The organism is Gemmatimonadales bacterium (assembly GCA_019637315.1).
Classification (GTDB): domain Bacteria; phylum Gemmatimonadota; class Gemmatimonadetes; order Gemmatimonadales; family GWC2-71-9; genus SHZU01.
In genome coordinates, this window is the sequence record JAHBVU010000002.1 from 116,246 (window position 1) to 142,713 (window position 26,468).

At 66.8% G+C, this 26,468-nt stretch carries 22 protein-coding genes; 19 read left to right on the top strand and 3 right to left on the bottom strand.

Going from position 1 to position 26,468, the window contains the following annotated elements; genetic code table 11:
* Position 1 precedes the first annotated feature (1 nt).
* The 5 genes from KF785_02425 to KF785_02445 all read left to right on the top strand — a co-directional run bounded on the left by KF785_02425 (position 2) and on the right by KF785_02445 (position 5,216).
* A complete protein-coding gene (locus KF785_02425; GenBank protein MBX3145600.1) occupies positions 2-2,077 on the top strand; it encodes a GAF domain-containing protein in 2,076 nt (691 codons plus the stop codon).
* Positions 2,078-2,079: 2 nt separating this feature from the next.
* Positions 2,080-2,940: a pantoate--beta-alanine ligase gene (gene panC / locus KF785_02430; GenBank protein ID MBX3145601.1), complete on the top strand. Its 861-nt coding sequence runs from the start codon at positions 2,080-2,082 to the stop codon at positions 2,938-2,940.
* Positions 2,940-3,503 (top strand): hypothetical protein, encoded by a 564-nt coding sequence (locus KF785_02435; protein ID MBX3145602.1) that lies wholly within the window; start codon positions 2,940-2,942, stop codon positions 3,501-3,503. The genes panC and KF785_02435 overlap by 1 nt, the downstream gene beginning before the upstream one ends.
* A 195-nt stretch (positions 3,504-3,698) precedes the next feature.
* Complete coding sequence (locus tag KF785_02440) at positions 3,699-4,667, top strand: hypothetical protein (GenBank protein MBX3145603.1); 969 nt, start codon at positions 3,699-3,701, stop codon at positions 4,665-4,667.
* A gap of 96 nt (positions 4,668-4,763) precedes the next feature.
* On the top strand, positions 4,764-5,216 hold the full coding sequence (locus tag KF785_02445) for a LytR C-terminal domain-containing protein (GenBank protein ID MBX3145604.1): 453 nt from the start codon (positions 4,764-4,766) through the stop codon (positions 5,214-5,216).
* Here KF785_02445 and KF785_02450 read toward each other — a convergent pair.
* Positions 5,161-6,528, bottom strand: coding sequence for a DUF4147 domain-containing protein (locus KF785_02450; protein MBX3145605.1), 1,368 nt, complete (start codon positions 6,526-6,528; stop codon positions 5,161-5,163). The genes KF785_02445 and KF785_02450 overlap by 56 nt on opposite strands.
* 47 nt (positions 6,529-6,575) lie before the next feature.
* Between KF785_02450 and KF785_02455 the strand changes: the two genes are divergently transcribed.
* Positions 6,576-7,547 carry a D-glycerate dehydrogenase gene (locus KF785_02455; GenBank protein ID MBX3145606.1) on the top strand — a complete coding sequence of 324 codons (972 nt, stop codon included), beginning with the start codon at positions 6,576-6,578 and terminating at the stop codon, positions 7,545-7,547.
* 5 nt (positions 7,548-7,552) lie between these two features.
* Here the strand turns inward: KF785_02455 and KF785_02460 are convergent, their stop codons facing one another.
* Positions 7,553-8,917 carry a 1-acyl-sn-glycerol-3-phosphate acyltransferase gene (locus tag KF785_02460; protein ID MBX3145607.1) on the bottom strand — a complete coding sequence of 455 codons (1,365 nt, stop codon included), beginning with the start codon at positions 8,915-8,917 and terminating at the stop codon, positions 7,553-7,555.
* A 3-nt stretch (positions 8,918-8,920) separates the two neighbouring features.
* On the bottom strand, positions 8,921-9,991 hold the full coding sequence (gene rlmN, locus KF785_02465; protein MBX3145608.1) for a 23S rRNA (adenine(2503)-C(2))-methyltransferase RlmN: 1,071 nt from the start codon (positions 9,989-9,991) through the stop codon (positions 8,921-8,923).
* A 108-nt stretch (positions 9,992-10,099) separates the two neighbouring features.
* Here rlmN and aspS point away from each other — a divergent pair, with 108 nt between their 5' ends.
* The 13 genes from aspS (at position 10,100) to KF785_02530 (ending at position 26,465) form a co-directional block, all read left to right on the top strand.
* Positions 10,100-11,893: an aspartate--tRNA ligase gene (gene aspS / locus KF785_02470; GenBank protein MBX3145609.1), complete on the top strand. Its 1,794-nt coding sequence runs from the start codon at positions 10,100-10,102 to the stop codon at positions 11,891-11,893.
* 23 nt (positions 11,894-11,916) lie between these two features.
* Positions 11,917-12,870, top strand: coding sequence for a PhoH family protein (locus tag KF785_02475; protein MBX3145610.1), 954 nt, complete (start codon positions 11,917-11,919; stop codon positions 12,868-12,870).
* Positions 12,842-13,291 (top strand): rRNA maturation RNase YbeY, encoded by a 450-nt coding sequence (ybeY, locus tag KF785_02480; GenBank protein MBX3145611.1) that lies wholly within the window; start codon positions 12,842-12,844, stop codon positions 13,289-13,291. Before KF785_02475 ends, ybeY begins: the two co-directional genes overlap by 29 nt.
* Positions 13,279-14,487, top strand: coding sequence for an HlyC/CorC family transporter (locus tag KF785_02485; GenBank protein ID MBX3145612.1), 1,209 nt, complete (start codon positions 13,279-13,281; stop codon positions 14,485-14,487). The genes ybeY and KF785_02485 overlap by 13 nt, the downstream gene beginning before the upstream one ends.
* Positions 14,484-15,689, top strand: a complete 1,206-nt coding sequence (locus KF785_02490) for an HlyC/CorC family transporter (GenBank protein MBX3145613.1) — start codon at positions 14,484-14,486, stop codon at positions 15,687-15,689. The genes KF785_02485 and KF785_02490 overlap by 4 nt, the downstream gene beginning before the upstream one ends.
* The gene (gene mgtE / locus KF785_02495; protein ID MBX3145614.1) at positions 15,686-17,023 is read left to right on the top strand and encodes a magnesium transporter; all 1,338 of its coding nucleotides are present in this window, start codon (positions 15,686-15,688) and stop codon (positions 17,021-17,023) included. The genes KF785_02490 and mgtE overlap by 4 nt, the downstream gene beginning before the upstream one ends.
* A 108-nt stretch (positions 17,024-17,131) precedes the next feature.
* On the top strand, positions 17,132-18,169 hold the full coding sequence (gene meaB, locus KF785_02500; GenBank protein MBX3145615.1) for a methylmalonyl Co-A mutase-associated GTPase MeaB: 1,038 nt from the start codon (positions 17,132-17,134) through the stop codon (positions 18,167-18,169).
* Positions 18,166-19,881, top strand: a complete 1,716-nt coding sequence (locus KF785_02505) for a methylmalonyl-CoA mutase (GenBank protein MBX3145616.1) — start codon at positions 18,166-18,168, stop codon at positions 19,879-19,881. Before meaB ends, KF785_02505 begins: the two co-directional genes overlap by 4 nt.
* A 28-nt stretch (positions 19,882-19,909) precedes the next feature.
* Positions 19,910-20,317 (top strand): cobalamin B12-binding domain-containing protein, encoded by a 408-nt coding sequence (locus KF785_02510; GenBank protein ID MBX3145617.1) that lies wholly within the window; start codon positions 19,910-19,912, stop codon positions 20,315-20,317.
* A gap of 174 nt (positions 20,318-20,491) precedes the next feature.
* The gene (locus tag KF785_02515; GenBank protein MBX3145618.1) at positions 20,492-22,021 is read left to right on the top strand and encodes an acyl-CoA carboxylase subunit beta; all 1,530 of its coding nucleotides are present in this window, start codon (positions 20,492-20,494) and stop codon (positions 22,019-22,021) included.
* Positions 22,008-24,815, top strand: coding sequence for a S8 family serine peptidase (locus tag KF785_02520; protein MBX3145619.1), 2,808 nt, complete (start codon positions 22,008-22,010; stop codon positions 24,813-24,815). The genes KF785_02515 and KF785_02520 overlap by 14 nt, the downstream gene beginning before the upstream one ends.
* The gene (locus KF785_02525; GenBank protein ID MBX3145620.1) at positions 24,812-24,970 is read left to right on the top strand and encodes a hypothetical protein; all 159 of its coding nucleotides are present in this window, start codon (positions 24,812-24,814) and stop codon (positions 24,968-24,970) included. Before KF785_02520 ends, KF785_02525 begins: the two co-directional genes overlap by 4 nt.
* Before the next feature lie 112 nt (positions 24,971-25,082).
* A complete protein-coding gene (locus KF785_02530) occupies positions 25,083-26,465 on the top strand; it encodes an ATP-dependent DNA helicase RecQ (GenBank protein ID MBX3145621.1) in 1,383 nt (460 codons plus the stop codon).
* The last annotated feature ends 3 nt before the right edge of the window (positions 26,466-26,468 follow it).

Sequence of the window (26,468 nt, forward strand, 5' to 3'; positions counted from 1 at the left end):
CATGGCCGCCGGCGCCGACACCGTAGCTCGCGGATACGCCCGGGCCCTAGTCTATCTGGGAACCACCACGGTCGTGGCCACCCTGGTGCTCGATCCGCGCTGGCTCGACGCGCCTCTCGTGGGCCTGGCCATCGCTGCAAGCCTCCTGATTCTTCGCGCCGCGCCGGTTCGTCTCAGCAAGTTTTCCTACCTGACCCAGACGGGCGTGGCGGCGCTGGCCGCTGCTGTGACCGCAGCACCCTCGACCGCCGTGCTTGGACTGTTTGCCGGGGTCATCCTCACCGACTGGGGTGTGCTACGTAAGACCGGCTGGGCCGCGCTGGTCAACGCCGGACGAGAAGTGATTGCCTTCGCGGTGGGCTTCGGGTTCTATGCCCTGGTGCTCGAGTCCACCGGGCTCACGAGCATTCACCTCGAGTTTCTCCCGGCGGCCGCCGCGCTCAGTGCGGCATACTTCTTTGCCAGCAGGTTGCTGTTCTACTTCTCGCTGCTTTTGCGCAGCAAGCTGACGCCCGAGGACCGATCGTTCCTGCTCCGCTGGGAAGTCGTCTCCTACCTGGTGACGGTGCTTGCGACGGCGGTCGTGGTGTGGGCGATTGCCGCGCTGTCGCCGGTCGGGTGGATTCCTGTGGCTGTTGCCCTTGGGGTGCTGGGGTATCTGACCCGCTTGCTGCTGGAAGAGGCGATTGCGGCCGAGGACCTCAATAAGGTCCACATGATGCAGTCGACCATTACGAGCAACGTCAGCCTGCGCCTTTCGTTCGAGCAGTTGGAAGAACTCGCCTATCGACTGCTCGACTGGGGTGATTTCCGAGTCTATCGTGGGGCTCCTGAACCGGTGCTTGCCTATCGGGCCGAGAGCGGCCGGCCCGGACGACGCACTCCCGATGCCGGGCTCAATGCGCTGCGGCAGCAGGTGGTTGAGACCGGGGAACCCGCGATTGTCGACGACACCCGGCAGCGCCCGGGGCTGACCACGTCGCCGGATGTCCGGTCGATCGTGATCCACCCGCTCCGGTTTGCCGATCAGTCGCTGGGCACGCTGGAACTCGAACATCACAAGCGATATCACTATCGCTCGCGCGACCTCTCGGCCATCGCGGCGATCGCCACCCAGATTTCCACCGCGATTCACATTGCCGAACTGCGGCGGCCGCTGTTCGAAACCGTCGACCAGATCGGTTCGCAGTCCCAGGCCCTGGCCCGGGCCGTCAACTCGCTCCGTGCCTCGGCCAACGCACTGGCGGCAGCGTCCGAGAACATGCGCCGGGAAGCCGCGACCCAGGAGGCCTTTGCCCGAACCGGGCTCGACGCGACGACCCAGCTGTCTTCGCGCGCGGAGCGGGCGGCCTCGGCCGGTGCTCGGGCCGCCCGGGTCAGTCAGCGGGCTGCCGCCGACGCTGCCAAGCACCGCTCCGGGATCGAGGAGGCCATCGAGCGCCTGCTGCAGGTGCAGGGCTTCGTTGCCGACAGTTCGCGCCAGGTGGCCTCGCTCGGCGAAACCAACGCTCGGATCCAGGGTCTGCTCGACTCGATTCAGGAACTGGCCGAACTCACCAACCTGATTGCACTCAACGCCTCGATCGAGGCGACTCGGGCCGGCGACGGCGGGCGCGGCTTTGCGGTCGTCGCGCAGGAGATCCAGAAGCTCGCGATTCAGAGCGGCCATACCAGTGAACAGGCCGGCCGGCTGGTCGCCGACATCGTCCGGAAGACAGCGGGCATCGGCGATCAGATGGCACGCGGCCAGGAGCTGGTGGCCGGTGTCGGGCAGATGAGCACCGAGGCGGCCCGCGCCCTCGATGCCATCGTTCACGCGACGATCGAGGCCGGTGAACACGCGCGAGCCATTGCCGAATCGGAGGCGGAGCAGGAGCAGGGCAGTCGGCGGCTGGCCGATCAGATCCGCCAGCTGGCGGAGGCCTCGGTGCGTATGCGCGGCGAGACAGAGTCGCTGGCCCGCCAGGCGGGCGAGGCGACCCGCGGTCAGGCCGACCTCGAGGCGGCGCTGAGTGAGCTGCAGCGGGTTGCGGCCGACCTCAAACAGCTGGCCCGCCATTTCGCGGTGGAGACCTGACGATGCAGACGATCCAAACCGTCAAGGCGGTCCGCGAAGCCGTCCGCGTCTGGCACCGTCACGGTGAGCGTGTGGCCCTGGTTCCGACCATGGGCGCGCTCCACGAGGGGCATCTGGCGCTGGTCGACGCGGCCCGCGCGCATGCCGATCGGGTGGTGGCCAGCGTCTTCGTGAATCCGCTGCAGTTCGGGCCCAACGAAGATCTGGCGCGGTACCCGCGCAACCTCGAACGGGACCGCGCACTGCTCGAGACTCGGGGCGTCGATCTGCTTTACGCACCGACCGTAGAGGAAATGTACCCGGAGCCAGCCCAAGTTACCGTCGAACCGGGCGGTCTGGCGATTCGTTGGGACGGCGCGGCCCGCCCAGGGCACTTTGTCGGGGTGCTGACCGTCGTGGCCAAGCTGTTTAATCAGGTCGCTCCCGATGCGGCCGTGTTCGGCCAGAAGGACTTTCAGCAGGTGACGGTCGTCAGACGAATGATTCATGATCTCGACTGGCCGATCGATCTGGTCGTGGTACCGACGGTCCGTGAGGCTGACGGCCTGGCGCTCAGCAGTCGAAATGCCTATCTGACTCCGGCTGATCGCCTCGAGGCGCGGCGTCTCTCGGCGGCCATTCGTGAGATCCAGCAGGCCTGGGTGGCAGGGGAATCCGACCCGGGTCGGCTCGGGTCGGTTGGGCGCGCCGTCCTGGAGGCGGGTCAGGGCGTGGCCGTCGAATATGTCGCCCTGGTCGATCCGGTCACCCTGGAGACGCCGCGGTTTGCTGATGCCACGTCGGTTGTCCTGATCGCCGCCCGGGTAGGGACGACCCGTCTGATCGATAACGCAGCGCTGGGTCAGCACCTCGGTGGCGCCTGATGTATCACACGGCTAGCGACCCCCGGCTTCCGGCCTGGGCCTGCGTTGGCGAACGCCGCCTCGAGCACATCCGCCGCGTTTCCGACCTGGTCGAGGGCTGGGCCGAGGCCATGCGCATCGCGCCAGATGAACGACTCCGCTGGCTGCGGGCGGTGTGGCTCCACGACGCCCTGCGCGATGCAGAGCCGGCGGTCCTGGTCGCCGAGGGGGGTGAGACTGCCGGGGTGACGTTGCTCGATATTCTCCACGGCCCCGCAGCCGCGCATCGAGCCGAGCGGGAGGGAGAGCGGGATCAGGGCATTCTCGATGCGGTGCGCTATCACTCCGTGGGGTACGCAGGATGGGAACCGGTCGGCCGCGTCCTGTATGCGGCGGATTTTCTCGAACCGGGCCGTTCATTCGACCGTGAGGAGCGCGCGGCGCTGGCCGAACGATTCCCAAGAGATCCCGACGCCGTCTTCCGCGACGTGGTGCGCCGCCGCTTGAGCTACCTCGTGCGTGAGGGATGGAGCATTCCTGAGCCGACGGTTCGCCTCTGGAATCATCTGGCCGCTTCGGGTTGACTTGCCCGACGCGGCTCGGCTGTGCCGTCCTGACAATCGACCGCTGCGGGGCATGAGCGTTCCCCTGACCTGATCGCAGTCTGACGACACCGGGAAGCGGGTTGAACCGTAGAGAGAGGTGCCGTCGCGGCTTGAACTCTGCCTCCACCCGGCCGGGGGCCGCACTGGCACTCGTTCGCAGTCTCGGGAGAACCCATGATCCTCCTTGCCGCCGTCCTTGCGACCTTGACCACCGCGACCCCGCAACCCGCCGGACCGGTGCTGGTCGTCGTCAACAAGCCCGCCAGCACCGTCTCGGTGGTGGCGCTCGTGTCGGGCCAGGTCCTCGCCACACTGCCAACCGGCACCGGTCCGCACGAGGTGGCCGCATCAGCCGATGGACGCTGGGCCGTCGTGACTGACTACGGGGCCCAGACGCCGGGTTCGTCGCTCACGGTCGTGGACCTTCGGAGCCTGACAGTGGCGCGGACGATCGCCCTTCCTGCCAACCCGCGCCCGCACGGCGTTTGGTTCCTTCCGGACAACGTTACGGTGGCCATCTCGTCCGAGGCGAGTCAGGCTGTGGTGCTCGTCGACGCCGCTCGAGGGACCATCACGCGAACGGTGCCCACCGGGCAGGCGTTGAGCCACATGGTCGTGGCCTCGCGGGATGGCAAACGCGGATTCACGGCCAACGTTGTGCCCGGTACGCTCAGCGCCATGGATCTCGACACGCCGGGCGAGCCCAGAGTGCTCAAGGTGGGCACCATGACCGAAGCGATCAACATCACGCCATCAAACGACCAGGTCTGGCTGGGCAGCAACAATACCGGTAAGGTGTACGTCGTCGACCTGGCCAGGTGGCAGGTCGTCGACTCGCTGCAGACCAGCGGCTTTCCGTACCGGATCGGCTTCACCCCCGACGGCGCCATGGCGGTCGTCACGAATCCGCAGCAAGAGGAAGTGCAGGTGATCGACGCGAGAACGCGTGCCAAGCTGGCAACGGTGCGAGTGAGCGGCGGCCCGATGGGCGTTGCCGTCGCGCCCGACGGGTCGGTCGCATGGATCACCCTTGCCGGGACGGGTCAGGTGGCTGAACTCGACCTCCGCGCCCACACGGTGCGACGGCAGCTTGCGGTCGGAGCCGGCCCCGACGGTATCGCATACGCCAACCCCACCCACTGAGGGCGCCCGGACGACATCGCAGCCTGGCGCCGGCGATTTGCGCACGGGCTATTATTATCGGCAGGGTAAGGGCACTCCAGAGCCGACCGTCAGTCTATGGAACCAACGCACCGAATCGGTCTGATCGTCGCGGGCTTGCTGATTGCTGCTGGACTCGTCCTGAGCGGAAGGTGGGCTTGGGGCGAGCGGCAGTCGCGCGACCCCGCACCCCGTCCGAGCATCGCGATGGTGAACCAGGCCGCCGGCGTCGAACGCGGCGTGGTCGTCGAGGTGATCAACGCAACGGGTCGCGAGGGTCTCGCACGACAGGTGACCCGATTGTTGCGGGAGCAGGGCGTCGATGTGGTCTATTTCGGTTCGACCGATCGTCGGCCGGACTCGACGACCGTCATCATCCGGCGCGGGGTGGATCCGGAGCGTGGGCGCCCGGTTGCCCGGATGGTCGGCACCAAACGTGTCACGGTCGAGGCGGACAGCACCCGCCGGGTCGACCTTACGATCCTGCTTGGTGCGGACTACCGGCTTCCGGCTGGTCGCCTGCCGCTCTGAGGCTCGGTCGATCGCCAACCAGCACGACTATGATATCCATCACGTTGGTTCCGGTCAGCCCCGGGCGGAGCAACGCTCCGGCCGCTGCCAGGGCGGGGTGGGCGTCGTGCCTGGCAAGGGCCCGTTCGGGGTCGATCCCGGCGTGACGGATCGCGTCCCAGGTTCGCGAGTCGACCACGGCCCCAGCGGCATCCGTCGGCCCGTCGCGACCGTCAGTACCGCCGGCCAGCACGGTGGCCCGATATCGATCGGCGTGACGGGCCAGACCGGCAGCCGCTGCCAGGGCCAGTTCCTGGCAGCGACCTCCCTGACCGTGATGCGCACCAAGCGATACGGTCGTTTCACCGCCACCGATCCACGCGGTTCCGGGCTGCGGGTCGTCGCCCAGCACGCTCCGGATCAGCTCACCTCCCACGGCGGCGGCCTCGCCCGTGACTGGCGTCGGGTGGCGCCGAACCTGGTAGCCCAGGGCGCGCGCTCGCTCCTCGGCGTGGTCGAGAGCCACAGCGTTCGAGCCGACGATCCGGGTCGTGACGCGATCGAAGATCGAGTCACCCGGCTTCGGGGTTTCAGGCACGACGCCCCGAACGGTTCGCTCGAGATACCGCATGGCGGCCTCGGGCACGCCGACATCGCCGCCCAGGCTGGCAAGCAGCGCGAGGATCTCTGCGGCCGAGGCTGAGTCTGGTGCGCAGGGGCCTGAGCCGATATCGGCAGGATCGTCGCCGGGCACGTCCGACAGCAGGAACAGCCGGATCCTGTCGCCGCCGCACGCGGCGGCCAGGCGACCGGCTCCCCAGCGCGAGAAGCGTTTCCGAGCGCGGTTGAGGGCGTGGATCGGCAGGCCGGCTCGCGCGAGCGCCCGCATCAGCAGGTCGTACTCGACCTCGGACATGCCCTCCACCGGCGCCCCGACCAGGCTGCTGGTTCCGCCGGAGATCAGGACCCAGACATCGTCATGATGGGTGACACGAGCCAGCGCCTCGCCCAGCGCAGCGGCGGCCGCGCGAGACCGAGCGCCGGGCACCGGGTGATCGCCGGTGACCCGCTGGAGCCGAGGGTCTGGACTGTCTCCGACGTCTGGCGTTACGACCAGGCCGCCCTGGATCGGAACCTCGAGGCGGTCGAAATGCTGGACCGCAGCGGCTGCCATCGGATACGCAGCTTTCCCGAGGGCAATGATGCGTGCGGGGTTGGGAGGCGGCGTGCCGGCAAAGGCGCGAGTCACCGCCCGGCGCGGTTCGACCCCGGCAACGGCGGCGGCATAGATTGCGACCGCATCGGCGCGGAGCCGGTCGAGGGTCTGATGCACCGCGCCAATATATCGTGTCTCGTGTCGATCGCGAGGAGGAAAGAGACGTGACGGATCGCCCCAGAATCTGGTGCCTGCATCGGCTGCCGCGCACCGTCGAAGCGCGCCTCGAAGCCGAGTTCGACGTGGAGTGGAATCGGGACGATGGTGCCATCGCGGACGACGAACTCGTCAGTCGGGCCGGCGAGTTCGATGGCCTGCTCACCACGGTGACCGACCCGGTACCTGCGGCGGTGTTCCGAGCGGCGGGTCGGAGGGTTCGAATCGTGGCAAACTTTGGCGTCGGTGTCGACCGGATCGATCTCGCGGCAGCCCGCAGTGCTGGTGTCGTGGTCACCAACACCCCCGGTGTGTTGACCGATTGCACCGCGGACCTTACGCTCGCCCTGATCCTGATGACGCTGCGACGCCTGGGAGAGGGGGAACGCTTGTTGCGGCGAGGGCAGTGGACGGGCTGGCGCCCGACCCATCACCTCGGCCGTCGAGTGTCGGGCCGGACACTGGGGATCATCGGGATGGGGCGGATCGGGCAGGCGGTGGCCGCGCGGGCGCGCCACGGCTTCAACATGTCGATCCTGTACGCCAGCCGAACCCCCTTGGCGCCGGAGGTCGCCGCCCGTCTTGGGGCGGTGCGCTGTGAGGTTGATCAGCTGCTCGAGCGCGCCGAGATCGTCAGCCTTCATCTGCCGGCGACCGACGACACCGTCGGAATCCTGGACGCGCGCCGGTTGGGCCTGATGCAGCCGGAGGCCGTACTGATCAACACCGCCCGGGGCAACCTGGTCGACGAGCAGGCTCTTGCTGCGGCGCTGGCGTCGAGGCGGCTTTCCGCCGCCGGTCTCGATGTCTTCGTTCACGAGCCCGATGTCCCCCCAGCGCTCCTCGAGCTCGACAACGTGGTGCTGCTACCGCACCTGGGCAGCGCCACCGAGGAGACCCGAACTGCCATGGGCATGATGGCGGTCGACAACCTCGAGGCGTTTTTCGGCGGGCGGGCCCCGCCGCATCGCGTCGTCTGAAGGGCCTATGCGGGTTCAGCTGGCGCCGTGCTGGTTGGCGGCGGCTCCTGCGCGAGTCGGCGGGCCAGGTCGAGCAGATCGCTCCGCAGCTGGGCTCTTTCTCGATGGAGCCGCTGGTAGTGCTCGGGCTCGAAGAGGTGAAATCCCAGTGCGCGCGTTGCGGTCAGAAAGCGGTCGGATCGTTCGGCCAGTTTGATGGCCGCAAACCCTGCGAACGGCGCGGTCAGGGCGGCAAGGAGACCCCACTCGAGTCCCACCGAGCGCCCGACCAGCCATCCAATCAGAAGCCAAGTCATCGGGTAGAACAGGGCGGCACCGATCACTTTGACGGTGGCGCGTGCGTCGGGATGGTCCCGCGTCAGGTAGTGCGCGGTCCGATCGACCATCCAGTAGGCGGGCAGGTGGATCAGCAGGCCGGGAAGGGCGAGCGGTATGAAGATCAGGATCCGGAAGATCAGCCACCCGATCGCCCCGGCGAGATGGCGTGCGCGGGGTTTTGGCCGGGCTCTCCCGGACGGATCGAGGCCAGCAAGCTGAAAGGCGCGCTCGAGCCGGTCCAAGCGTCGCACGAACCGCTCGAGCAGCGCGGCATCGTGCTGCTTGAGGGCGCGGTGCCCTTCCACGACGCGGCGGCGAACTGCCCAGCTATCGTCCAGCCTCCAGGCCTTTGCGTCGGAGGCATCCGCAGCGATGACCCGATCGATCCGTCGAGCCAGGTGGAGCGCCTCGTGCTCATCCGCCTGGACGACCACCGATGCCAGTCGGTCCTCGATGGCGCGAGTCAGGTCGGCGGCCGTGGTGCCGGCGGGTTCGCCGTCGGCCGGCAGCATTCCGGGGTCGACCAGCAACGGTTCACCGAAGTACACCAGAACCGAACTCCTGAACTTCATCTTGTCGCTATAGTCGAGGCCCACGGGGATGATGGCCACCGGGGCTGCCGTGCCTGCGCCGAGCGCAATCCGGGCTGCTCCCGTCTTGAAGGGGCGGAGCCGACTCTCGCTATGGCTGGCGCCTTCGGGCGCAATCGCGATCGCGCCGTCGCGCTCGAGGATTTCGCGAGCCCGTTTGAAGGTCGCACGGTTCTTGGTCATGTCCGCGGCGTCCTGGGTACGAAAGACGGGAATCGCATCCATGGCGCGTACGAACCAACCGATCACCGGCATCCGGAAGAGCGGCTCCTTGGCAAGAAAGGAAACCGGTCGTGGGGCGTAGCACAGGACCAGCAGCGGGTCGATCAACGCATTGGGGTGGTTGATGACGAACAGGACGGGGCCGTGGGGCGGAATGTGCTCGAGCCCGGCAATTTCGATCCGCCGGAAAAACAGCTCCAGCACCCAGGTGAAAAACGCCTGCAGGGTGGAGCGGACCATGGCTCAGCCGGGTCGCCCGACCGCCGCCGTCGCGTCTCGCCGCCGCTTGGCCTCGAGTTCGACGTAGAGCTGGCCGCAGGCGGCGTTGATGTCGAGCCCGCGGCTCCGGCGCACCACGGCTTCGATGCCGACGGACCGAAGCCGATCGGCAAAGGCACGAATCCGGTTGCCCGAGCTGGGAGTCAGACCCGGCGAACCGCCCGGGTGGAGCGGCAGCAGGTTGACATGCGCAGCAAGAGAGCGGGCCAGGTGCGCCAGTGCATCGGCATCCGCGTCCCGGTCGTTGCGCCCCTGGATCAGGACGTACTCGAAGGTGACCCGTCGCCCGAACTTCCTGGCCGCCTCGATGACCTCGGCTAGCGGGTACTTCTTCTCGATCGGCATCAGCGCGAGACGCTCCTCGGGGTGGGGCGAGTGGAGCGAGATGGCCAGGCGAAACTGTTCGGGGCGCTGGCGCAGGGCTTCCATACCCGGTACGATGCCGACCGTCGAGACCGTAATATGTCGCGCCCCGATGCCGAAACCACGCTCGTCATTCAGGATCGACAGCGTCGTGGACACCGCCGGCCAGTTGAGCAGGGGTTCACCCATGCCCATGAATACGATGTTGGTCGGTTTGTCCGCCGGATTCCGGATCACGATTTCCCGCACCTGGGCGGCGATCTCGGCCGGCGTGAGATTGCGGCGGAACCCCATCCGCCCGGTGGCGCAGAAGACGCACCCAAGTGCACAGCCTGCCTGTGACGAGATGCAGAGCGTCCGGCGCGTCCCGCTCGGGATCAGCACCGACTCGATCGCCTCCTGATCGGCCAGACGCCACAGGTACTTCTGGGTTCCGTCCTGCGAGACCTGGTGCGACGCTACCTCGAGTCTCGTCAGGGGCAGGGCTGTCTCGAGATCGACTCGGAGGCTGGCGGGAAGTTCGGTGGCGTCATTCCAGGCGCCGATCGGGTTGAGCCAGAGACGTCGCGCAATCTGCTCGGCACGGTAGCTGGGAAGACCGCGCTCACGGACCCACCGCTCCACCCGCGCGTAGCCCTCGGATGGTGCCAGGTCCAGGATCGAATCAGCCATGGATGAAAGGTAACCGGATCAGCGACGGTCCCGCCCGGGAAACGAGCTAACTTACCGTGTCGCAATCGCTTGCCGCCGGCCGTGCTGGGGCGTTACGTTTGCACGGATATGGCGAAAGATCCTGCCGTCGAGACGGCCCTCCGAACTCACCGCGCTGGTTCCCTCAATCGATCCCATCTCGGAGCAACTGTTCGTCTGGCCGGCTGGGTGCACCGCCGACGGGACCTGGGTGGACTGATTTTCATCGATCTCCGTGACCGCGACGGGATCGTGCAGCTGTCGTTGAGCCCTGATTGGACGTCACCCGAGGTGATGACTCGCGCCGGCATGGCCGGGGCGGAAACGGTCGTTCTGGCCACTGGACGGGTGGAGCTGCGCCCCAACCCGGCCCGCGACGAGTCGATGGCGTCCCGCGAGGTTGAAGTGTATGTCACCGACCTCACCATCGTCGGCCCGGCCGAAACGCCGATCATTCCTGTGGCTCGCAAAGAGAACGAGGAACTGGCGGCCGAGGATCTGCGCCTCAAGCACCGGATTCTCGACCTCCGGCGTCCGGAACTCACGGCCAATCTCGTGATGCGCCACCGGCTGGCGCAGCGCGCGCGCCAGACCCTCACTGAGCTTGGCTTTCTCGAAGTCGAGACCCCGATCCTCACCAAGCCCACCCCGGAAGGCGCCCGTGACTATCTGGTGCCCTCGCGCGTGCATCCGGGAGAGTTCTATGCCTTGCCCCAGTCGCCGCAGATCTACAAACAGCTGCTGATGGTGGCCGGGTATGACCGGTATTTTCAGATCGCGCGCTGTTTCCGGGACGAGGATCTCCGCGCCGATCGTCAGCCCGAGTTTACCCAGATCGATCTCGAAGCGTCGTTCGTTGACGCCGAGGACGTGATGGGCTTCATCGAGGCGGTACTGGTGGCGCTCTGGGACGAATCAGGCCATGCCATTCCGCGGCCGTTTCTTCGACTCTCACACGCGGAGGCGATGGAGCGGTTCGGGATCGACAAGCCGGACCTTCGTTACGGCCTCGAACTGGCCGACTACACCGCGGCCCTTGGCGCCGATCGGGCCCCGTTTTTGGCCGAGGCGGGGCAGAACGGGAGCCGCTTCCGTGGCGTGATCGTTCCGGAAGCCACCGCGCTTGCTCGGAAGGACTTCGATACCCTGACGGCTGTGGCCAAGGGCGCCGGGGCCGGAGGGCTGGTCTGGCTCAAGCGGGGTGCGGATGGCTGGGAAGGGCAGGGCGCCAAGGCCGTAGGCCCATCGTTCCTGGCAACGCTTGCCGGGCAACCCGGCGATGCCTTCCTCGCGGTGGTTGGTGCGGATACGGTGACCTCGCCCGCGCTCCACGCGGTGCGCATGGCGGTGATTCAGCGGCTCGGTCTGACGCCTACGACACCGCACGCTTTTCTCTGGGTCGTCGATTTCCCGCTCTTCGAGCCTGATCCCCAGACCGGCCAGCACATTTTTGTGCATCACCCGTTCACCTCGCCGCATCCGGACGACATTCCGTTTCTGGAAACCGACCCGGGACGCTGCCGGGCGATCCACTACGACGCCGTGTACAACGGGAACGAGTTGGGGAGCGGGTCGATCCGTATTACCGATCCCGCGCTGCAGGCCAGGGTCTTTGCGCTGCTCGGTGTCGACGCCGATGAGCAGCGCCGACGCTTCGGGTTTCTACTCGATGCGCTGGGGGCTGGGTCGCCGCCGATGGGGGGCTTTGCGATCGGTTTCGATCGGGTCGCCATGCTCCTGGCCGGGGCGACCTCATTGCGGGATGTGATTGCTTTTCCCAAGACGACGGCCGCGCGCGCCTTGTTCGAAGGCGCTCCGACACGGGTCAATCCGCGAGATCTCGAGGCGTTGTCGATCACCGTTGCCGGCCCGGGCCGGTCGTAGTGCAGACGGAGAAACGGACCAAGATGGCGGACGAGACCGTCCAGCGATTCGGTACCGAAGGCGCGGATCCGCTGCTGCTGGCGGGGGTCAACGACGCCAACCTCGTCGAACTCGGGCGCATCCTCGGCGTTCGCGCGGCGCTTCGCGGCGATGTGCTGACGGTAAGTGGTCCGGCTGAGCAGGTCGAACGCGCCGGGGCTGTGGTGCAGGGACTCGTCGACCTGGTGCGGATGGGCGAGGAGGTCGCGCCGGACATGCTCGTCCGGATGGTGCAGGACGGGGCGTTGCCCGCTGACCTGGCAGCTCCGGGTGAGGGTCGCATTCTGCTGCCCGGGGTCCGGCGCGCCATTCTTCCCAAGACCCAGGGGCAGCGCGATTACCTCGAGGCCATTGCGCAGCATGATGTCGTGGTCGGGATTGGACCTGCGGGTACCGGGAAGACCTATCTTGCTGTAGCCAAGGCCGTGGAGGCGCTGGCCCGGAAGCGGGTGCGTCGGATCATCCTGGCCCGCCCCGCCGTCGAAGCTGGTGAGTCGCTCGGGTTCTTGCCCGGCGATCTGCAGGCCAAGGTCGATCCGTACCTGCGCCCGCTCTACGATGCGCTCGAAGACATGATGCCGCACGATCGAGTGCAAAAGGCCATCGAGAGCCGGACCATCGAGATCGCCCCCCTCGCCTACATGCGCGGGCGCACCCTGGCGGACGCGTTCATCATCCTCGATGAAGCCCAGAACGCGACAGGTGCGCAGATGAAGATGTTCCTGACCCGCCTGGGCGTGAACAGCAAAGTCGTTGTCACGGGCGACAAGACCCAGGTCGACCTTCCGAAACGCGAGGATTCCGGGCTGATTCAGATCGAGCGGATCCTGCTCGGGATCGACGGCCTCGCTTTCTGTTACCTGACCGAAGCCGACGTGGTCCGCCATCGGCTGGTTCGCGAGATCATTCGTGCCTACGCGGAAGACCAGAGCGGCTGAGCCGCCCGCCCCCGTCGTGGTGCGGGGCAATCACGCCCCGCTCGCGCGGCGTCGAGTCGAGGCTGCGGTCCGGCTGGTACTCCAGCGCGAGCGGGTTCAGGCTGCCATTGCCGTCACGTTCCTCGGACCGACCCGGATGCGAGCGCTCAATCGTCGCTGGAAGGGCCACGATCGGCCGACGGATGTCCTCGCCTTTGCCTTGCCGCAACGGGACGGCAGTCTCGTCGGAGACATCTTCGTCTGCCGGGCGGTTGCCAAGGCCGAAGCTGCGGCACGCGGTCTGTCACTGCGCGAAGAGCTGCTGCGGCTCGTCATCCACGGAACGCTGCATGTCGCAGGCCATGATCACCCCGACGACGAGCGCCGGGTTCGGTCGCCGATGTGGCGGAGACAGGAGCGATACCTCGCGTGTCTGGTCTGATCGCCGCGCTGCAACTCGGAGTCGCCCCGCTGCTTGCGGGGATGTTCACGCTGTGGGCGGCGCTGATCGGTCTTGCCTCCGAAGGCGATGTTGGCCTGCCTCGGCTGCTGGCGCCGACCGGTGCCGCGGACGCCGGACAACTTTCGCCGGCCCGCGCCCTCCATGTGACTCACCTCGCCCTGATGATGATCGCGGCATTCTTTGCCGGGCTGGCGCTTGCCTGGTGGGCCTGGCCGTTTCCACAGGCGCTGGTCAGACTGGCACTTGGCGTGCTGTTCGTCTGGGTCGTGGGCGATCTGCTGCCGCGCCTCTGGGCCAGCAATGAGCCGGATCTCGTCCGGGTCGATGGCCGCATCGCCACGACCACGCTGGCCGTGTTCGCGCCGATGCTGCGATTCGTCGCCTGGGCGGATCGCGGGGGTCGTCCGCTCGACGAACTCCCCTCCGCGCGCAGCTCTCACCACGATGTGCGCGACCGTCTCTCCGGCGTCTTCAGTCTGCGCGACATGACCGTCGAGGAGGTCATGACGCCGCGGATGGACGTTTTCACGGTCGATCTCTCAGCCACTGGCGCGCAGCTGCTCGAGACGCTTCGGGCTGCCGAGCATTCCCGTCTGGTGGTCGTCGACGGCGATCCGGACAATGTCGTTGGCGTGATCTACGCCAAGGATCTGCTCGCCAGTCCCGGGCATCGCGAAGCTGCCGATTGGCACTCTCTGGTGCGCCAGGTCGAGTTTGTCCCGGAGGCCAAACGCCTCGACCGCCAGCTGCGCGACTTCCAGCGCGGCGGCGCTCATCTGGTGGTGGTCGTCGACGAGTTCGGCGGTACGGCGGGGATCGTGACGCTGGAAGATGTACTCGAGCAGATCGTGGGCGAGATTCAGGACGAATACGACACCGACGAAGCGGTCCCGATCCAGCCGACGCCCGAAGGCGCCTGGATTGTCCAGGGCAGCGTTCCGCTCGCCGACCTGGAAGCCGAACTGGATCATCACTTCGACCGCGAGGACGTCGGAACGGTCGGAGGCCTCGTCCTCGCCCTGGTCGGGCGGGTGCCCCGTGCGGGCGATTCGCTCATCGCCGGCGAGTACGTTCTGACGATCGACCAGGTGGCCCGCCGCCGGGTGCGCAGGGTGACCGTACGGCGGATTCTTGCCGCGCCCTCGGCGACGCCGTCCCCGGAGGCAGGGGCATGATCTGGGCTGCCGTCGCCGTCGGCTTTGTGCTGACCGTGTTCGGGGTCGCGGCCTCGGCCGCGCTGATTACCGTGAGCCGAGCCGATCTGGCCGACGCGGTGTCCCGCCGACTCCGCGGAGCGGCCGAATCCCTCGACTGGCTGCGCGATGCCGAGCGCGAGCTGGCCGCCGCCACCGCGACCACCGGATTGGGTATTGCCGTGCTGGCCGTGGGCTTGTCCGGTCTGGTCGATTGGATCACCGGTGATTTGCCGCTCTGGGGTGTGCTCGTCCTCCTGATCGGCGTTGCGCTGCCCTTCGTGCTGATGAGCGGCTACGTGCTCCCCCGGTGGCTGACCGCGCAGCGCGCCAGCCGCGCAGCCGACCTGTTCCGACCGATTCTCCGACCCTGGTCGCGTATGGTGGCCTGGGTGCTGCCGGAGCTCAAGAAGCGTCCCGTGGCCGACGTGCGGGCCCTCTGGCGTGAAGGCGCGGCAGGGGCGCTGACCGAAACGGATGAGCTGGTGATGGTCAGCAACGTGATTACCTTTGCGCAGCGACCGATCCGTGAGGTAATGACGCCACGGACCAACCTCGCCGCCATCCCCGAAGGCGCCCAGTACGACGAGATCCATGCTGCGTTCGTGCAGAGCGGCTACAGCCGCCTGCCGGTCTATCGCGGCACCATCGACGATGTCGTCGGTATGGTGCACGTCTTCGACCTCTTCAAGATCACGCCAGCCGATCCCGTGCCGGTCCGCCCGATCGGGGCGGCGCCGGCCAGTCGCACCTCGGGCGATGTGCTGCTCGACATGCAGCGGGAACGCCGGCATCTGACCGTCGTGCTGGACGAGTTCGGCGGGACCTTGGGGATCGTGACCCTGGAAGACCTGCTGGAAGCAATGGTCGGCGAGATCTTCGACGAGAACGACGAGACCGCCGAGCGCCGGATCCCGGATAGTGCGCAGCCGTTCGAGACCGACGGCGGCGCCAGTCTCGATCAGGTCGAACAGCGCTTTGGCGTGGTCCTCCCGGATGGGCCGTCTCGTTCGATCGGGGGGCGGCTGGTCGAGTTGCTCGGGCGGTTTCCGCGCGCCGGCGAGCGGCTTCGCTTGAGCGGACTCGAGTTCGATATCCTGGCCGTCTCGCCCACCCGGATCGATCGGCTCGTTGTTCGCCGGATCGGGGCCGATCCCATCACCCTCGACCCGCCCGGATCGTGAAGAACGCCGCGGAAGAGCTGCTGGCGCTCTGGCGGACGGGGCGGATCGACGAGTTCCTGGCACGGTCGGACGAACTCGATCCTGCGGACCTTGCTGACGTTCTGGCCGCGGCTGCCGATGATGAGCGGATCGCGATCGTCAAACGGCTGCCCGCCTCGTTGTCAGGGTCGGCGCTCTGGGAAATGCCGGCGGAGGAGCATGCGGGCGAAACGCTCGCGGCGCTGGAGCCGGCCCAGGCGGCAGGGATCGTCGAGGAATTGCCCGACGACGACGCCGCCGACCTGCTGGCGGATCTCGAACCGGAAGACCGCGCCAGGATCCTCGCGCACGTCGGTGATCCGGAACAACGGGACGAGGTCGTCGAGCTGCTGCAGTACGACTCGGAGTCCGCCGGTGGTCTGATGACCACCCGGGTGGTCACCGTACTCGACTCGGCGACCGTGGGGCAGGCGCTCGATGAAATCCGGCAGCAGGCCGAGGAGGTCGAAGAGTTCTCGGAGGCATACGTGGTGACCCCGCTCGGGCGACTGGTCGGCGTCATGACTTTCAAACGGCTGGTGCTTTCGTCACCCGGACGACCGGTTCGGGAGGCGATGGAGGAGCACGAAGTCACGGTTCGTCCCGAAACCGACCAGGAAGAAGTCGCGCGCTTAATGGCGCGGTACAATGTGTCGAGCATCCCCGTGGTAAGTGCCGATGATCGGTTGCTTGGGCGCATCACCTTCGACGACGTACTCGACGTTGGCGAGGCCGAGGCCACCGAGGATATGCTTCGCTTCGGTGGTGTCTCGGCAGACGAAGACCTGCGCGCAGGGTGGACGGAAGCGGTGCGCAGCCGACTACCCTGGCTGCTCGTCAACATGGTAACGGCGTACGTAGCTGCCATGGTGCCGCTGTATTTCGATACGACGATCGAGCGGATCAGTTTTGTGGCCGCCTACATGGGGATGGTCGCCGGTATGGGCGGTAATACCGGGACCCAGGCACTGGCCGTGAACGTCCGACGGCTGGCCCTCGGCCTGATCGATTTCAATCAGTTCGGCAGCGTGATCCGGAAGGAACTGGCAGTGGGGGCCGCCAATGGTTTCGTCGTTGGCATCCTGGCGGGAGCAGGGGCCGGGCTGATCCAGCGCAACGCGCTGTTCGGAGTTGCCGTCTTCATCACCATGAACGCGAACCTGGTCGTTGCCGGATTCGCGGGCGCGTTCATCCCGCTCTTGCTCAAGCGGGTCGGCGTCGACCCGGCGCTGGCTTCCTCGGTGTTCGTCACCACCCTTACCGACATCTGCGGCTTCTTTCTCCTGCTCGGCCTGTCGACGGCGCTCTTGCTCTGACCCGGGGCTCAGCGGCCAAACGGGCGGTTCGCGCCGGGCGAAATTCGCGCGTAATTCGTGGTCTGGCAGCAACTTGCGGTGGGTCCCCCGGGGTGCGACTTTGAGAGCATGGCCGGTACTCCGTTGCCCCAGGATCTTTCTCTGTCCCAGCCCGCGCACCTCGCGCGCGCGATTTCCATCGTCGAGAATGGCCGGCCGGGGTTTGAGCAGCTCCTCGGGTCGATCCATGCCAAGCTCGGGCGGGCGCATCGGATCGGGATCACCGGGCCCCCGGGGGCGGGAAAGTCGACGCTGACCCATCAGCTGGCGGCCCACTACCGCAAGCAGGGTCTGACGGTGGCCATTGTGGCCGTTGACCCGACCAGTCCGTTCACAGGTGGGGCGTTGCTCGGTGACCGAATCCGGATGGAACAGGTTGCGCTCGACCCAGGCGTTTTCATTCGCTCGATGGCGACGCGTGGCTCGCTCGGTGGCCTGGCAACCACGACGCGCGAAGCCTGTGACGTGCTCGATGCGGCTGGCTTCGATCGGATCCTGATCGAGACGGTCGGCGTCGGCCAGTCGGAGCTGGACGTTGCCAAGATGGCCGACACCACCATCCTGGTGCTGGTCCCGGAATCGGGCGACGGCATTCAGACGCTCAAGTCGGGCGTGATGGAAATCGCGGACGTGTTCGTCGTCAACAAGGCGGACCGGCCAGGGGCAGGGAAGTTGCAGATGGAAATCGACGTGACGCTCGGGATCCGGAAGGGCAACGCTTTCCGTCGCATCAAGTCACATCATGGCGCGTCGTTGCGGTCGGTCGGCGCGGTTGAGACAGCTCCCAATGGGCCCCCTGCGTGGGAACCGCCGGTGCTGCTCGCCACGGCGGCCGAGGGAACCGGTATCGTCGAGGTTGCCGATGCGATCGGGCGGCACCGTGCGAGTATGGAGACGACGGGGGAACTGGCTACCCGACGCCGTCGTCGCCTGCAGCTGCGTGCCCGGGAGGTCATCAGCCGCGCCGTCGAACGCTGGATCTGGAATGAGTCGGAAACCAACGCCATCATCGAGCGGCACACCGACGATATGGTGGCCGGTCGGATCAGTCCCTATGACTTGGCGGCCGAGGTGGTCGCTGGCATGAAGGAGGGAGCCCGGGTATGACGGACACGCAAGGACCCTCGGCCGCGGATCTCGCGGTTCGGCTCGCCGAGCGCGAGCGCGAGTTGGCGGCACTGACGCGCGAAGTCGAGAGGTGGCGGGCCGAGTACGGCCGCCTGCCACTGCGGAAAGACGGCAACTTCACTTCGATTTCGGGACGCAGCGTCGAACCCGTCTACACGCCGGGCGATCTGGTCGACACGCTTGGCGCGGAAGGCGCCTTGCCGGGGCAGTTCCCCTTTACCAGGGGCATCCATCCCACGATGTATCGCGGCAAGCTGTGGACCATGCGGCTGTTTGCCGGCTTCGGGACCGCGATCGACACCAACAAGCGATACAAGTTCCTGCTGGAACGCGGCCAGACGGGTCTGTCGGTCGCGTTCGACTTCCCGACCTTGATGGGTTACGACTCCGATCATCCGAGGTCGGAGGGCGAGGTCGGCAAGTGTGGCGTGGCCATCTCGAGCCTGGCCGATATGGAAACCCTCTTCGACGGGATTCCGCTCGATCAGGTCTCCACCTCGATGACCATCAATGGTCCGGCCTCGATGCTCTGGTGCTTCTACCTGGCGGCGGCCGAGAAGCAGGGCGTCGACCTCCAGAAGCTGCAGGGCACTGTTCAGAATGACATGCTGAAGGAGTACCAGGCGCAGCACGCCTGGCTCTACCCGGTCGAACACGCCATGAAGATCGTGGTCGACATGTTCGAATGGGGCGCTCGTCACGCCGGGAAGTGGAATACCATCTCGATCTCGGGATATCACATCCGCGAAGCGGGCGCGACGGCCGCGCAGGAGCTGGCCTTTACGCTTGCCAACGGCTTCAGCTACGTCGAGCACGGCATGCAGCGCGGACTCGCGGTCGATAGCTTCGCACCGCGCCTGTCGTTCTTCTGGGACGTGCACAACGACTTCTTCGAGGAAATCGCCAAGATGCGCGCGGCCCGCCGCGTCTGGGCCCGCCGGCTGCGCGATCGCTACGGTGCGCGCGACGATCGCAGCATGAAGATGCGGTTCCACTGCCAGACTGCCGGTGTCAGTCTGACCGCCCAGCAGCCCATGAACAATGTGGTGCGCGTTGCCTATCAGGCCATGGCGGCCGTGCTGGGGGGCACCCAGTCGCTCCATACCAATGCCTTCGACGAAACCCTGGCGCTTCCAACCGAAGAGTCGGTACGGATTGCCCTTCGGACCCAGCAGATCCTGGCGTACGAAACCGGGGTTGCCAACGTGATCGATCCGCTGGGCGGCTCGTACTACATCGAAGCGCTGACCGATGCGATGGAGCGGGAGGCCGAAGGCCTCTTTGCCGAGATCGACGCCCAGGGCGGAGTCGTTGCCGCGGTCGAGAAGGGCTGGTTCCAGCGCCAGATTGCGGCGTCGGCATCACGGTTTCAGGACGAAGTCGATTCGGCCCACCGGCCGGTGGTCGGCGTCAATGCCTTTGTCGAAGACGAGCCGGATCGCCCGCTTGAGTTGCTTCGGATCGGCGCCGAGGCGGATGAAACGCAGCGAGTGCGGCTGGGGCGGTTGCGTGCCGAGCGGGATAACGAACAGGTTGCCCGTTCGCTCGACACGCTGACCCAGGCCGCGCGTGAGGATCAGAACGTGATTCCAGCGATGCTCGACTGTGCTCGTTCCTACTGTACGCTGTACGAGATTCGCTACGCGCTCGAGAAAGTATACGGCGCGTATCGTGAGCCGGTCTTCTTCTAGAGCTCTCCCTATGCCTGAAGCTGAAACCATGTCTCGACCCATTCGTGTGCTGGTGGCCAAGCCCGGCCTGGACGGCCACGATCGCGGCGCCAAAGTCGTGGCGGCCGCGCTCCGCGACGCCGGTATGGAAGTGATCTATACCGGCCTGCATCAGACGCCTGAGATGATTGCAACGGCCGCCGTGCAGGAGGACGTCGACGTCGTCGGACTCTCCATTCTGTCTGGTGCGCATATGACCCTCTTCCCCCGGGTGCGCAAACTGCTGGTCGAGGCCGGTCGACCCGACATCCTCGTTACCGGCGGCGGGATCATCCCCGCCGATGATGCGGACGAACTGCATCGCCAGGGAATCGGCAAGCTCTTCGGGCCTGGCACCCCGTTGTCCGATCTGGTCGACTATATCAATGGCTGGGCTGCCGAACACCTCGATCGGTAACGCAGTTCCTCTCACTTTCCGTCGAATCAGGACGTTGTTTTGACCACCAAGTCTTCGAAGCCCTCTGGCCCGGCCGACTCGGCCAAGCGGTCCCGTTTGCGGGAGCTGACCGCTGAATACCGTACCCTCGCGGACAAGCTTCGTGCTGGTGGCGGCCCCGAGCGGGTGGCAAAAATGCATGCGCAGGGCAAGCTCTCCCCGCGCGAACGGGTCGCGGCATTGCTCGATCCGGGCAGCCCCTGGGTCGAGACCGGACTGCTGGTGGCCTACGACCGATATGATGGTCAGGCGCCGGGGGCCGGTGTCATTACCGGCGTCGGAGTGGTCGAGGGACGGGAAGTCGTCGTCGTCGCGAACGATGCGACGGTCAAGGCGGGCTCGTGGTGGCCGGAGACGATCGGCAAGATTCTCCGGGCCCAGGAGATCGCGATGCGGCAGCGTATCCCGATCATCTATCTGGTCGACAGCGCCGGTGTCAACTTGCCCTACCAGGGCGGCGTCTTCCCGGGCCAGTACGGAGCGGCGCGAATCTTCTATTACAACTCCATCATGCGGCGGTACCTGCATGTGCCGCAGATCGCCGCGGTGATGGGTAGCTGTGTAGCCGGCGGTGCCTACCTGCCCGCGTTGTCAGACGTGATCTTCATGGTCGACGGCACCAGCTTTATGGGGCTCGGTGGCCCCAACCTGGTCAAAGGGGCGACCGGTCAGGTCGTCGATGGCGAGCTGCTGGGCGGAGCGCGGACCCACACGGAAGTCAGTGCCGTCGCCCATTACATGGCCGCGAACGACCCCGAGTGCCTGATCAAGATCCGCGAGTACATTGCCCGCCTGCCGCGCTTGCCGGGTCTCTCCCACCACGTCGTAGATGCCCAGCCACCGGCCCGGCCGGTCGAGGAACTCTACGATCTGCTGCCGCAGGATCATCGCATGTCCTACGACATGCGGCAGATACTCGAGTGTGTGCTCGACGGCGGGAAGCTCGATGAGTTTCAGCCCGCGGTTGGCGCGGAAATGATCTGTGGTCATGGCCGGATCAGCGGTTGGCCGGTGGCTGTAATTGCCAATCAGCGCGGCATCATCAAAGGCAAGCCTGGCGAGCGACCGAAGTTCGGCGGAATCATCTACACCGAGAGCGCCGAGAAAGTCGCCTACTTCATCGAGACGGCCAGCCGCGAACGGATTCCGATTCTGTTCGTGCAGGACGTCAGCGGCTTCATGGTCGGGCCCGAGGCGGAGCACTCGGGTATCATCCGCGCCGGCGCTCGCTTTGTCGAGGCGATGGCGACTGCCGTCGTTCCGCGCATCGTCCTGACGGTCAATCACGCCTCGGGCGCCGGGTACTACGCCATGGCCGGTCAGGGCTTCGACCCCGATTTCATTCTGTCCTGGCCGACCGGTCGGATGGGTGTCATGGAGGGCGAGGCCGCCATCATGGCCGTGCATGGTCCGGCCATCGAGAAGGCCAAGAAGGCGGGCACCCCGGTCCCGGCCGAGGTCGAGGCTGCGGTAACCCAGATGCGCGCGGACTATGATCGGGACCTCGATGCGCGCCATGCGGCGGCTCGGGGCCAGGTCGACGCTATCATCACGCCGGAGGAGACTCGTGACCTGCTTGCCTTCCTGGTCCGCACCTCGGCCAACTTCGCCGGCCCCCACATCGGCCCCTTTGTTCTTCCGACCCTCGATCATGCGAGTGTCTAGGGTCTGGGCGGGCGCGGCGTTCTTCGCGCTTGCCTGTGGCCCGGCGCCCGTCGAAGCGCCCCGACCGACGATGGATCCCGGCCGGGTTCCACCACCTCGGGTTGAAGTCGCTCCACCACCACCGCCCGCCGAGCCGATTCTCCCTCCAGAAGAGGCTGCCCGGCGCGGGCTGATGCCACTGGCCTCGACCAACGTCTGGGCCTATCGACAGAGTCATCCGACCTACGACGGGCGGGGAGTTCTGATCGGGATTCTGGACAGCGGTGTCGATGCTGCCGTACCCGGCCTGCTGACCACCTCCACCGGCGACCGCAAGATTCTCGATCTGCGCGACTTCTCCGGGGAGGGTAGGGTCAGGCTCAGTGCGCCGTCGATTCGGGGCGACACCATCTTGGTGGGGACCATCCAGTTGCTCGGCATGCAGCGGGTGGCCGGGATGGTCGCGCCGGGGACGGTGCTGGCCGGTCTGCTTCGCGAACGGCCGCTGGGCGATATGCCTGCCGGCGACCTCAACGGCAACGGCAGTAACGGAGACACGCTTGCCGTCGTGATCGGCAGAGCGCCGGACGGGTGGGTACTCTTTGCCGATACCGACGGCGACGGCTCGCTCGCCAACGAACGGCCGGTGCGCGACTTCCTGGCCGCGCGTGAAACCTTCGGCTGGGCTACCAGCGGCCGACCCAGTCCGCTCGCAGTCGCCGTCAACTTTTCCGGCACGGACACAGCGCCAGTCCTGGACCTGTTCTTCGACACCAGCGGCCACGGAACCCATGTGGCGGGGATAGCCGCGGGCCACATGCTGTACGGGGTCGATGGTTTCGACGGCGTTGCGCCAGGTGCGCAAGTGCTTGGTCTCAAGATCTCGAACAACGCGCACGGCGGAATCTCAGTTACCGGCGCCATGGTTCGGGCCATCGACTACGCCATCCGCTTTGCTCGTGAACGGCGCCTTCCTCTGGTGCTCAACATGAGTTTCGGCGTTGGCAATGAGCGCGAGGGCGCCGCCCGGATCGATGCGATTGTCGATTCGCTGCTGGCGGCCAATCCGGAAGTGCTGTTTGCCACGAGCGCAGGCAACGACGGCCCTGGACTCTCGACCATGGGATTCCCGGGATCCGCTGATCGCGCTTTGTCTGTCGGCGCCACCATCCCGCCCGCCTTTACCGGCGCTGCGGCGGGAGACGTGGTTGCCTTCTTCAGCTCGCGTGGCGGCGAAGTCGCCAAGCCGGATATCCTGGCGCCGGGCATCGCGTTCTCCACGGTGCCGCGCTGGGACACCGGATCAGAGGATAAGAGTGGCACCAGCATGGCGTCACCGCACGCGGCTGGTGCCCTCGCGCTGCTGCTGTCGGGTCTGGTGCAGGAGAAGCGAACTTGGACCGCCGCGCAGATCAAGCAGGCGGTCCGCGCCACCGGTCGGCCGATGCCCGGCGCGGCGCGGCCGGATCAGGGAGCCGGCCTGCTCGATGTCATCGCGGCGGACGAAGTGCTCCGCAGGCTTCCGGCCATGGCGGCGGTGCGCACGCTGGTTGGCGGTGTGCCCGGTGGAGGCATTCTTCGATTCATCGAGCCGGGGCGCACCCGCGATACCACCATCGGCGTCGAAGTTCGCGGCAGCCTCGGCGGGCGGATTCGACTCGTGAGTGATGCTGCGTGGCTGGTGGCGCCGCCCGCCGTCCAGCTGACGCCGCCGTCGACGCGGTTCGATGTGACCGTTAGGGCATCCGCCGTTCGGGGTGCCGGTGTCCTTAACGGCGTCATCACGGGATGGGCCACGGATACGACCATCGGACCGCTGCTGACGGTGCCGGCTACGCTGGCGGCGCCGTTCGCCCTGCCGGACACCGGACTCCTCGTCCGCACCTCGATTGCCGCGGGTGCGGCCCAGCGCATCATGGTGCCGGCCGATTCGGGCCGGCCGTTTCGGGTCGAGGTAACCACGGCTGCGGCGGGGCAGGAGGTGCTGGCCTTCCTGCACGAGCCGGGTGGGCAGCCGTTTCGGATCGACAACGGCCGGCGAGGCGGGCCGAGTCCGCAGGCGGCCAGCTATGAGCTCGACGGGCGCGAGATCGTGACAGGTACCTACGAGGTGGTCGCAGTTGCGCCGCCTGCCGCTGGAGCCACGGTTGACATGCGGGTGGTACGCGCGCCCCTGTCGCTCGGCGCCGAGCGGGTGCGCGGCGACAGTGTCGTGGCGAGTCTGACCAATCCGACGGGAGCGCAGGTGACGGGAACAGCCATGTTCGGGCTGGTAGGTGCGGAGCGAGGCGTCGTCTTCAGTCAGCGTGGATCGGCGGAACGCCGCATTCCGGTGCGGATGCCGAGTTGGGCCCGGCGGATGGTCGTGACGATGAGGCTGCCGCGTGAGCAGTGGCCTGCATTCACCGATCTTGGTCTCAGTGTGGTCGATAGGGAGGACCGTATCCTGGGTCACGACCCGATGAACTATGCGCTGGGGCAGGTCACCCTCGAACTCGACGACGTCGGCATGGATCGGGATGTCGACATCGTGCTGCTGCCTGGCTTGGCGGATCCCACGGCCGAACCGACCTGGAATGCCACGATCTCGATCCGCTTCTACGCTGAGTCTCCCGTGCTCGTCGAGATTCCCGCCGGAGCCGAGTTTGCGGTCGCATCCGGGGCGACGACCTCGATTCGATTTCCCATCGGTGCGGTACCATGGCGCCTGGGCGACGGGTTTTTTCCGCTGGCGCAGCTGGTGGTCGACGTGCACGGCGAGCTCTGGGGCAACGAGGTCCGGCTCCCGGCTCCGACCGGCCCGATCATGCCATGACCATCCAGCAGTTTCGGATGGGTCTCGCGGTCGTTGGCTTCGGCCTCGCCGCCTTGGGTGCGGCCACCGCGAACCGGACCATCGTCTGGGTAGCGATGGCTGCGCTGATCATTTCCCTCCTGATTCGCATCTACCTGCGCGGTAAAGAGCCGTAAGGGCACTGAGCCCGACGCAATCGCCTCGCCGGCAATTGCGGGATATTCGGATACCAGGTTGCGTTGGTTGGGTTGTCTCCCGACTTGGGTCGAGCGACAACGTCCGCCTGTCATGAGCTCTGCCGCTCCACCCCAGGCGCCCTCGCTTGACACCGCTGTGGCTGTTCTCGAGCGCCACTTCGGCTACTCGGCGTTTCGTGCCCCGCAGGAACGCGTCATTCGGTCCGTCCTGTCAGGGCGCGACACGCTTGGCGTGCTGCCGACCGGCGCGGGCAAATCCGTCTGCTTCCAGGTACCGGCCATGGTGCTCGGTGGCGTCACGATCGTTATCTCACCGCTGCTGGCCCTGATGCAGGATCAAGTCGACGCCGCGCGCCGTCGCGGGCTTCCTGCCCGGTCACTCAACAGCCTGCAGACGGCAAAGGAACAGAGTCAGACGCGGCAAGAACTTTCGGAAGGCCGCCTGCGCCTTCTCTATGTCGCGCCCGAGCGGCATCGTCGACTGCTCGAGGAGCTCGCCGAGGCAGGCCAGCACGTGTCGCTCCTGGCGGTTGACGAAGCGCACTGTATCGCTGAATGGGGACCGGACTTTCGGCCGGCCTATCTCGGTCTGGGTCGCCTCAGGAGCGCCCTGGGGAATCCGGCCGCGGTCGCCCTGACCGGCAGCGCCACCCCGGAAGTCCGCGACACGATTGCCAGGTTGCTCCGCTTGGGGGCGCATCAGGGCGGTCGGTTCGACCGGCACGTCGCCTCGTTCGATCGACGGAACCTTTGGTTCGGAGTCGTCCGGATCAAGGATCAGCGTGACCGCCTTCGCACACTCCTCGAGCTGACCCGGGACGTACCCGGTGCGATGATCGTCTATGGCGCGACCCGGAACACGGTGGAGGCACTGGCCCGGGTCCTGCGAGAGCGGGGCAAACGCGCCGTTGCCTACCATGCCGGGCTGACCAAGGAACGGCGTGCCGAGGTACTGGGGGCGTTCCTGGAGGACCGTATCGAGGTGGTTGTCGCTACCTGTGCATTTGGAATGGGCATCGACAAACCGACCGTCCGCCTCGTCGTCCATTGGACGATGCCGCCGACGCCGGAATCGTACTACCAGGAGGCGGGGCGGGCGGGGCGTGACGGCAACCCATCGCGCTGTGTGCTCCTCTACCACCCATCCGATTCCGAGCTGCCCAGACGCGCCCTCGATGTCACCTTTCCGCCCCGGGGGCTGATCGAGCGGGCGGGGCGCGATCGGGCAATGCTGACCACCCTCCCCAAGAATGTGGCGGCGTCGGTATCCCGGCTTCACCAGGAAATCGCAGCGCGAACCGAAGCCGATCCGTGGGTGCGAATCGCTCGTCGCCGCAAGGCGGCCGAAGGCCGGATCGCGGCTGTCGACAGGTACGCACGCGAACGCCGCTGCCGTCGCGCGGCGCTGCTCGAATACTTCGGCGAACGGTCGGTCCGCTGCTCAGGCTGCGATGTCTGTAGTTGTCGCCCGTGAGGG

Bases quoted from the DNA above. Each gene is read 5' to 3' on its own strand.
- KF785_02425 (MBX3145600.1), top strand. From the start codon at position 2: ATGGCCGCCGGCGCCGACACCGTAGCTCGCGGATACGCCCGGGCCCTA.
- panC (MBX3145601.1), top strand. From the start codon at position 2,080: ATGCAGACGATCCAAACCGTCAAGGCGGTCCGCGAAGCCGTCCGCGTC.
- KF785_02435 (MBX3145602.1), top strand. From the start codon at position 2,940: ATGTATCACACGGCTAGCGACCCCCGGCTTCCGGCCTGGGCCTGCGTT.
- KF785_02440 (MBX3145603.1), top strand. From the start codon at position 3,699: ATGATCCTCCTTGCCGCCGTCCTTGCGACCTTGACCACCGCGACCCCG.
- KF785_02445 (MBX3145604.1), top strand. From the start codon at position 4,764: ATGGAACCAACGCACCGAATCGGTCTGATCGTCGCGGGCTTGCTGATT.
- KF785_02460 (MBX3145607.1), bottom strand. From the start codon at position 8,917: ATGGTCCGCTCCACCCTGCAGGCGTTTTTCACCTGGGTGCTGGAGCTG.
- rlmN (MBX3145608.1), bottom strand. From the start codon at position 9,991: ATGGCTGATTCGATCCTGGACCTGGCACCATCCGAGGGCTACGCGCGG.
- aspS (MBX3145609.1), top strand. From the start codon at position 10,100: ATGGCGAAAGATCCTGCCGTCGAGACGGCCCTCCGAACTCACCGCGCT.
- KF785_02475 (MBX3145610.1), top strand. From the start codon at position 11,917: ATGGCGGACGAGACCGTCCAGCGATTCGGTACCGAAGGCGCGGATCCG.
- KF785_02490 (MBX3145613.1), top strand. From the start codon at position 14,484: ATGATCTGGGCTGCCGTCGCCGTCGGCTTTGTGCTGACCGTGTTCGGG.
- meaB (MBX3145615.1), top strand. From the start codon at position 17,132: ATGGCCGGTACTCCGTTGCCCCAGGATCTTTCTCTGTCCCAGCCCGCG.
- KF785_02505 (MBX3145616.1), top strand. From the start codon at position 18,166: ATGACGGACACGCAAGGACCCTCGGCCGCGGATCTCGCGGTTCGGCTC.
- KF785_02510 (MBX3145617.1), top strand. From the start codon at position 19,910: ATGTCTCGACCCATTCGTGTGCTGGTGGCCAAGCCCGGCCTGGACGGC.
- KF785_02515 (MBX3145618.1), top strand. From the start codon at position 20,492: ATGCATGCGCAGGGCAAGCTCTCCCCGCGCGAACGGGTCGCGGCATTG.
- KF785_02520 (MBX3145619.1), top strand. From the start codon at position 22,008: ATGCGAGTGTCTAGGGTCTGGGCGGGCGCGGCGTTCTTCGCGCTTGCC.
- KF785_02525 (MBX3145620.1), top strand. From the start codon at position 24,812: ATGACCATCCAGCAGTTTCGGATGGGTCTCGCGGTCGTTGGCTTCGGC.
- KF785_02530 (MBX3145621.1), top strand. From the start codon at position 25,083: ATGAGCTCTGCCGCTCCACCCCAGGCGCCCTCGCTTGACACCGCTGTG.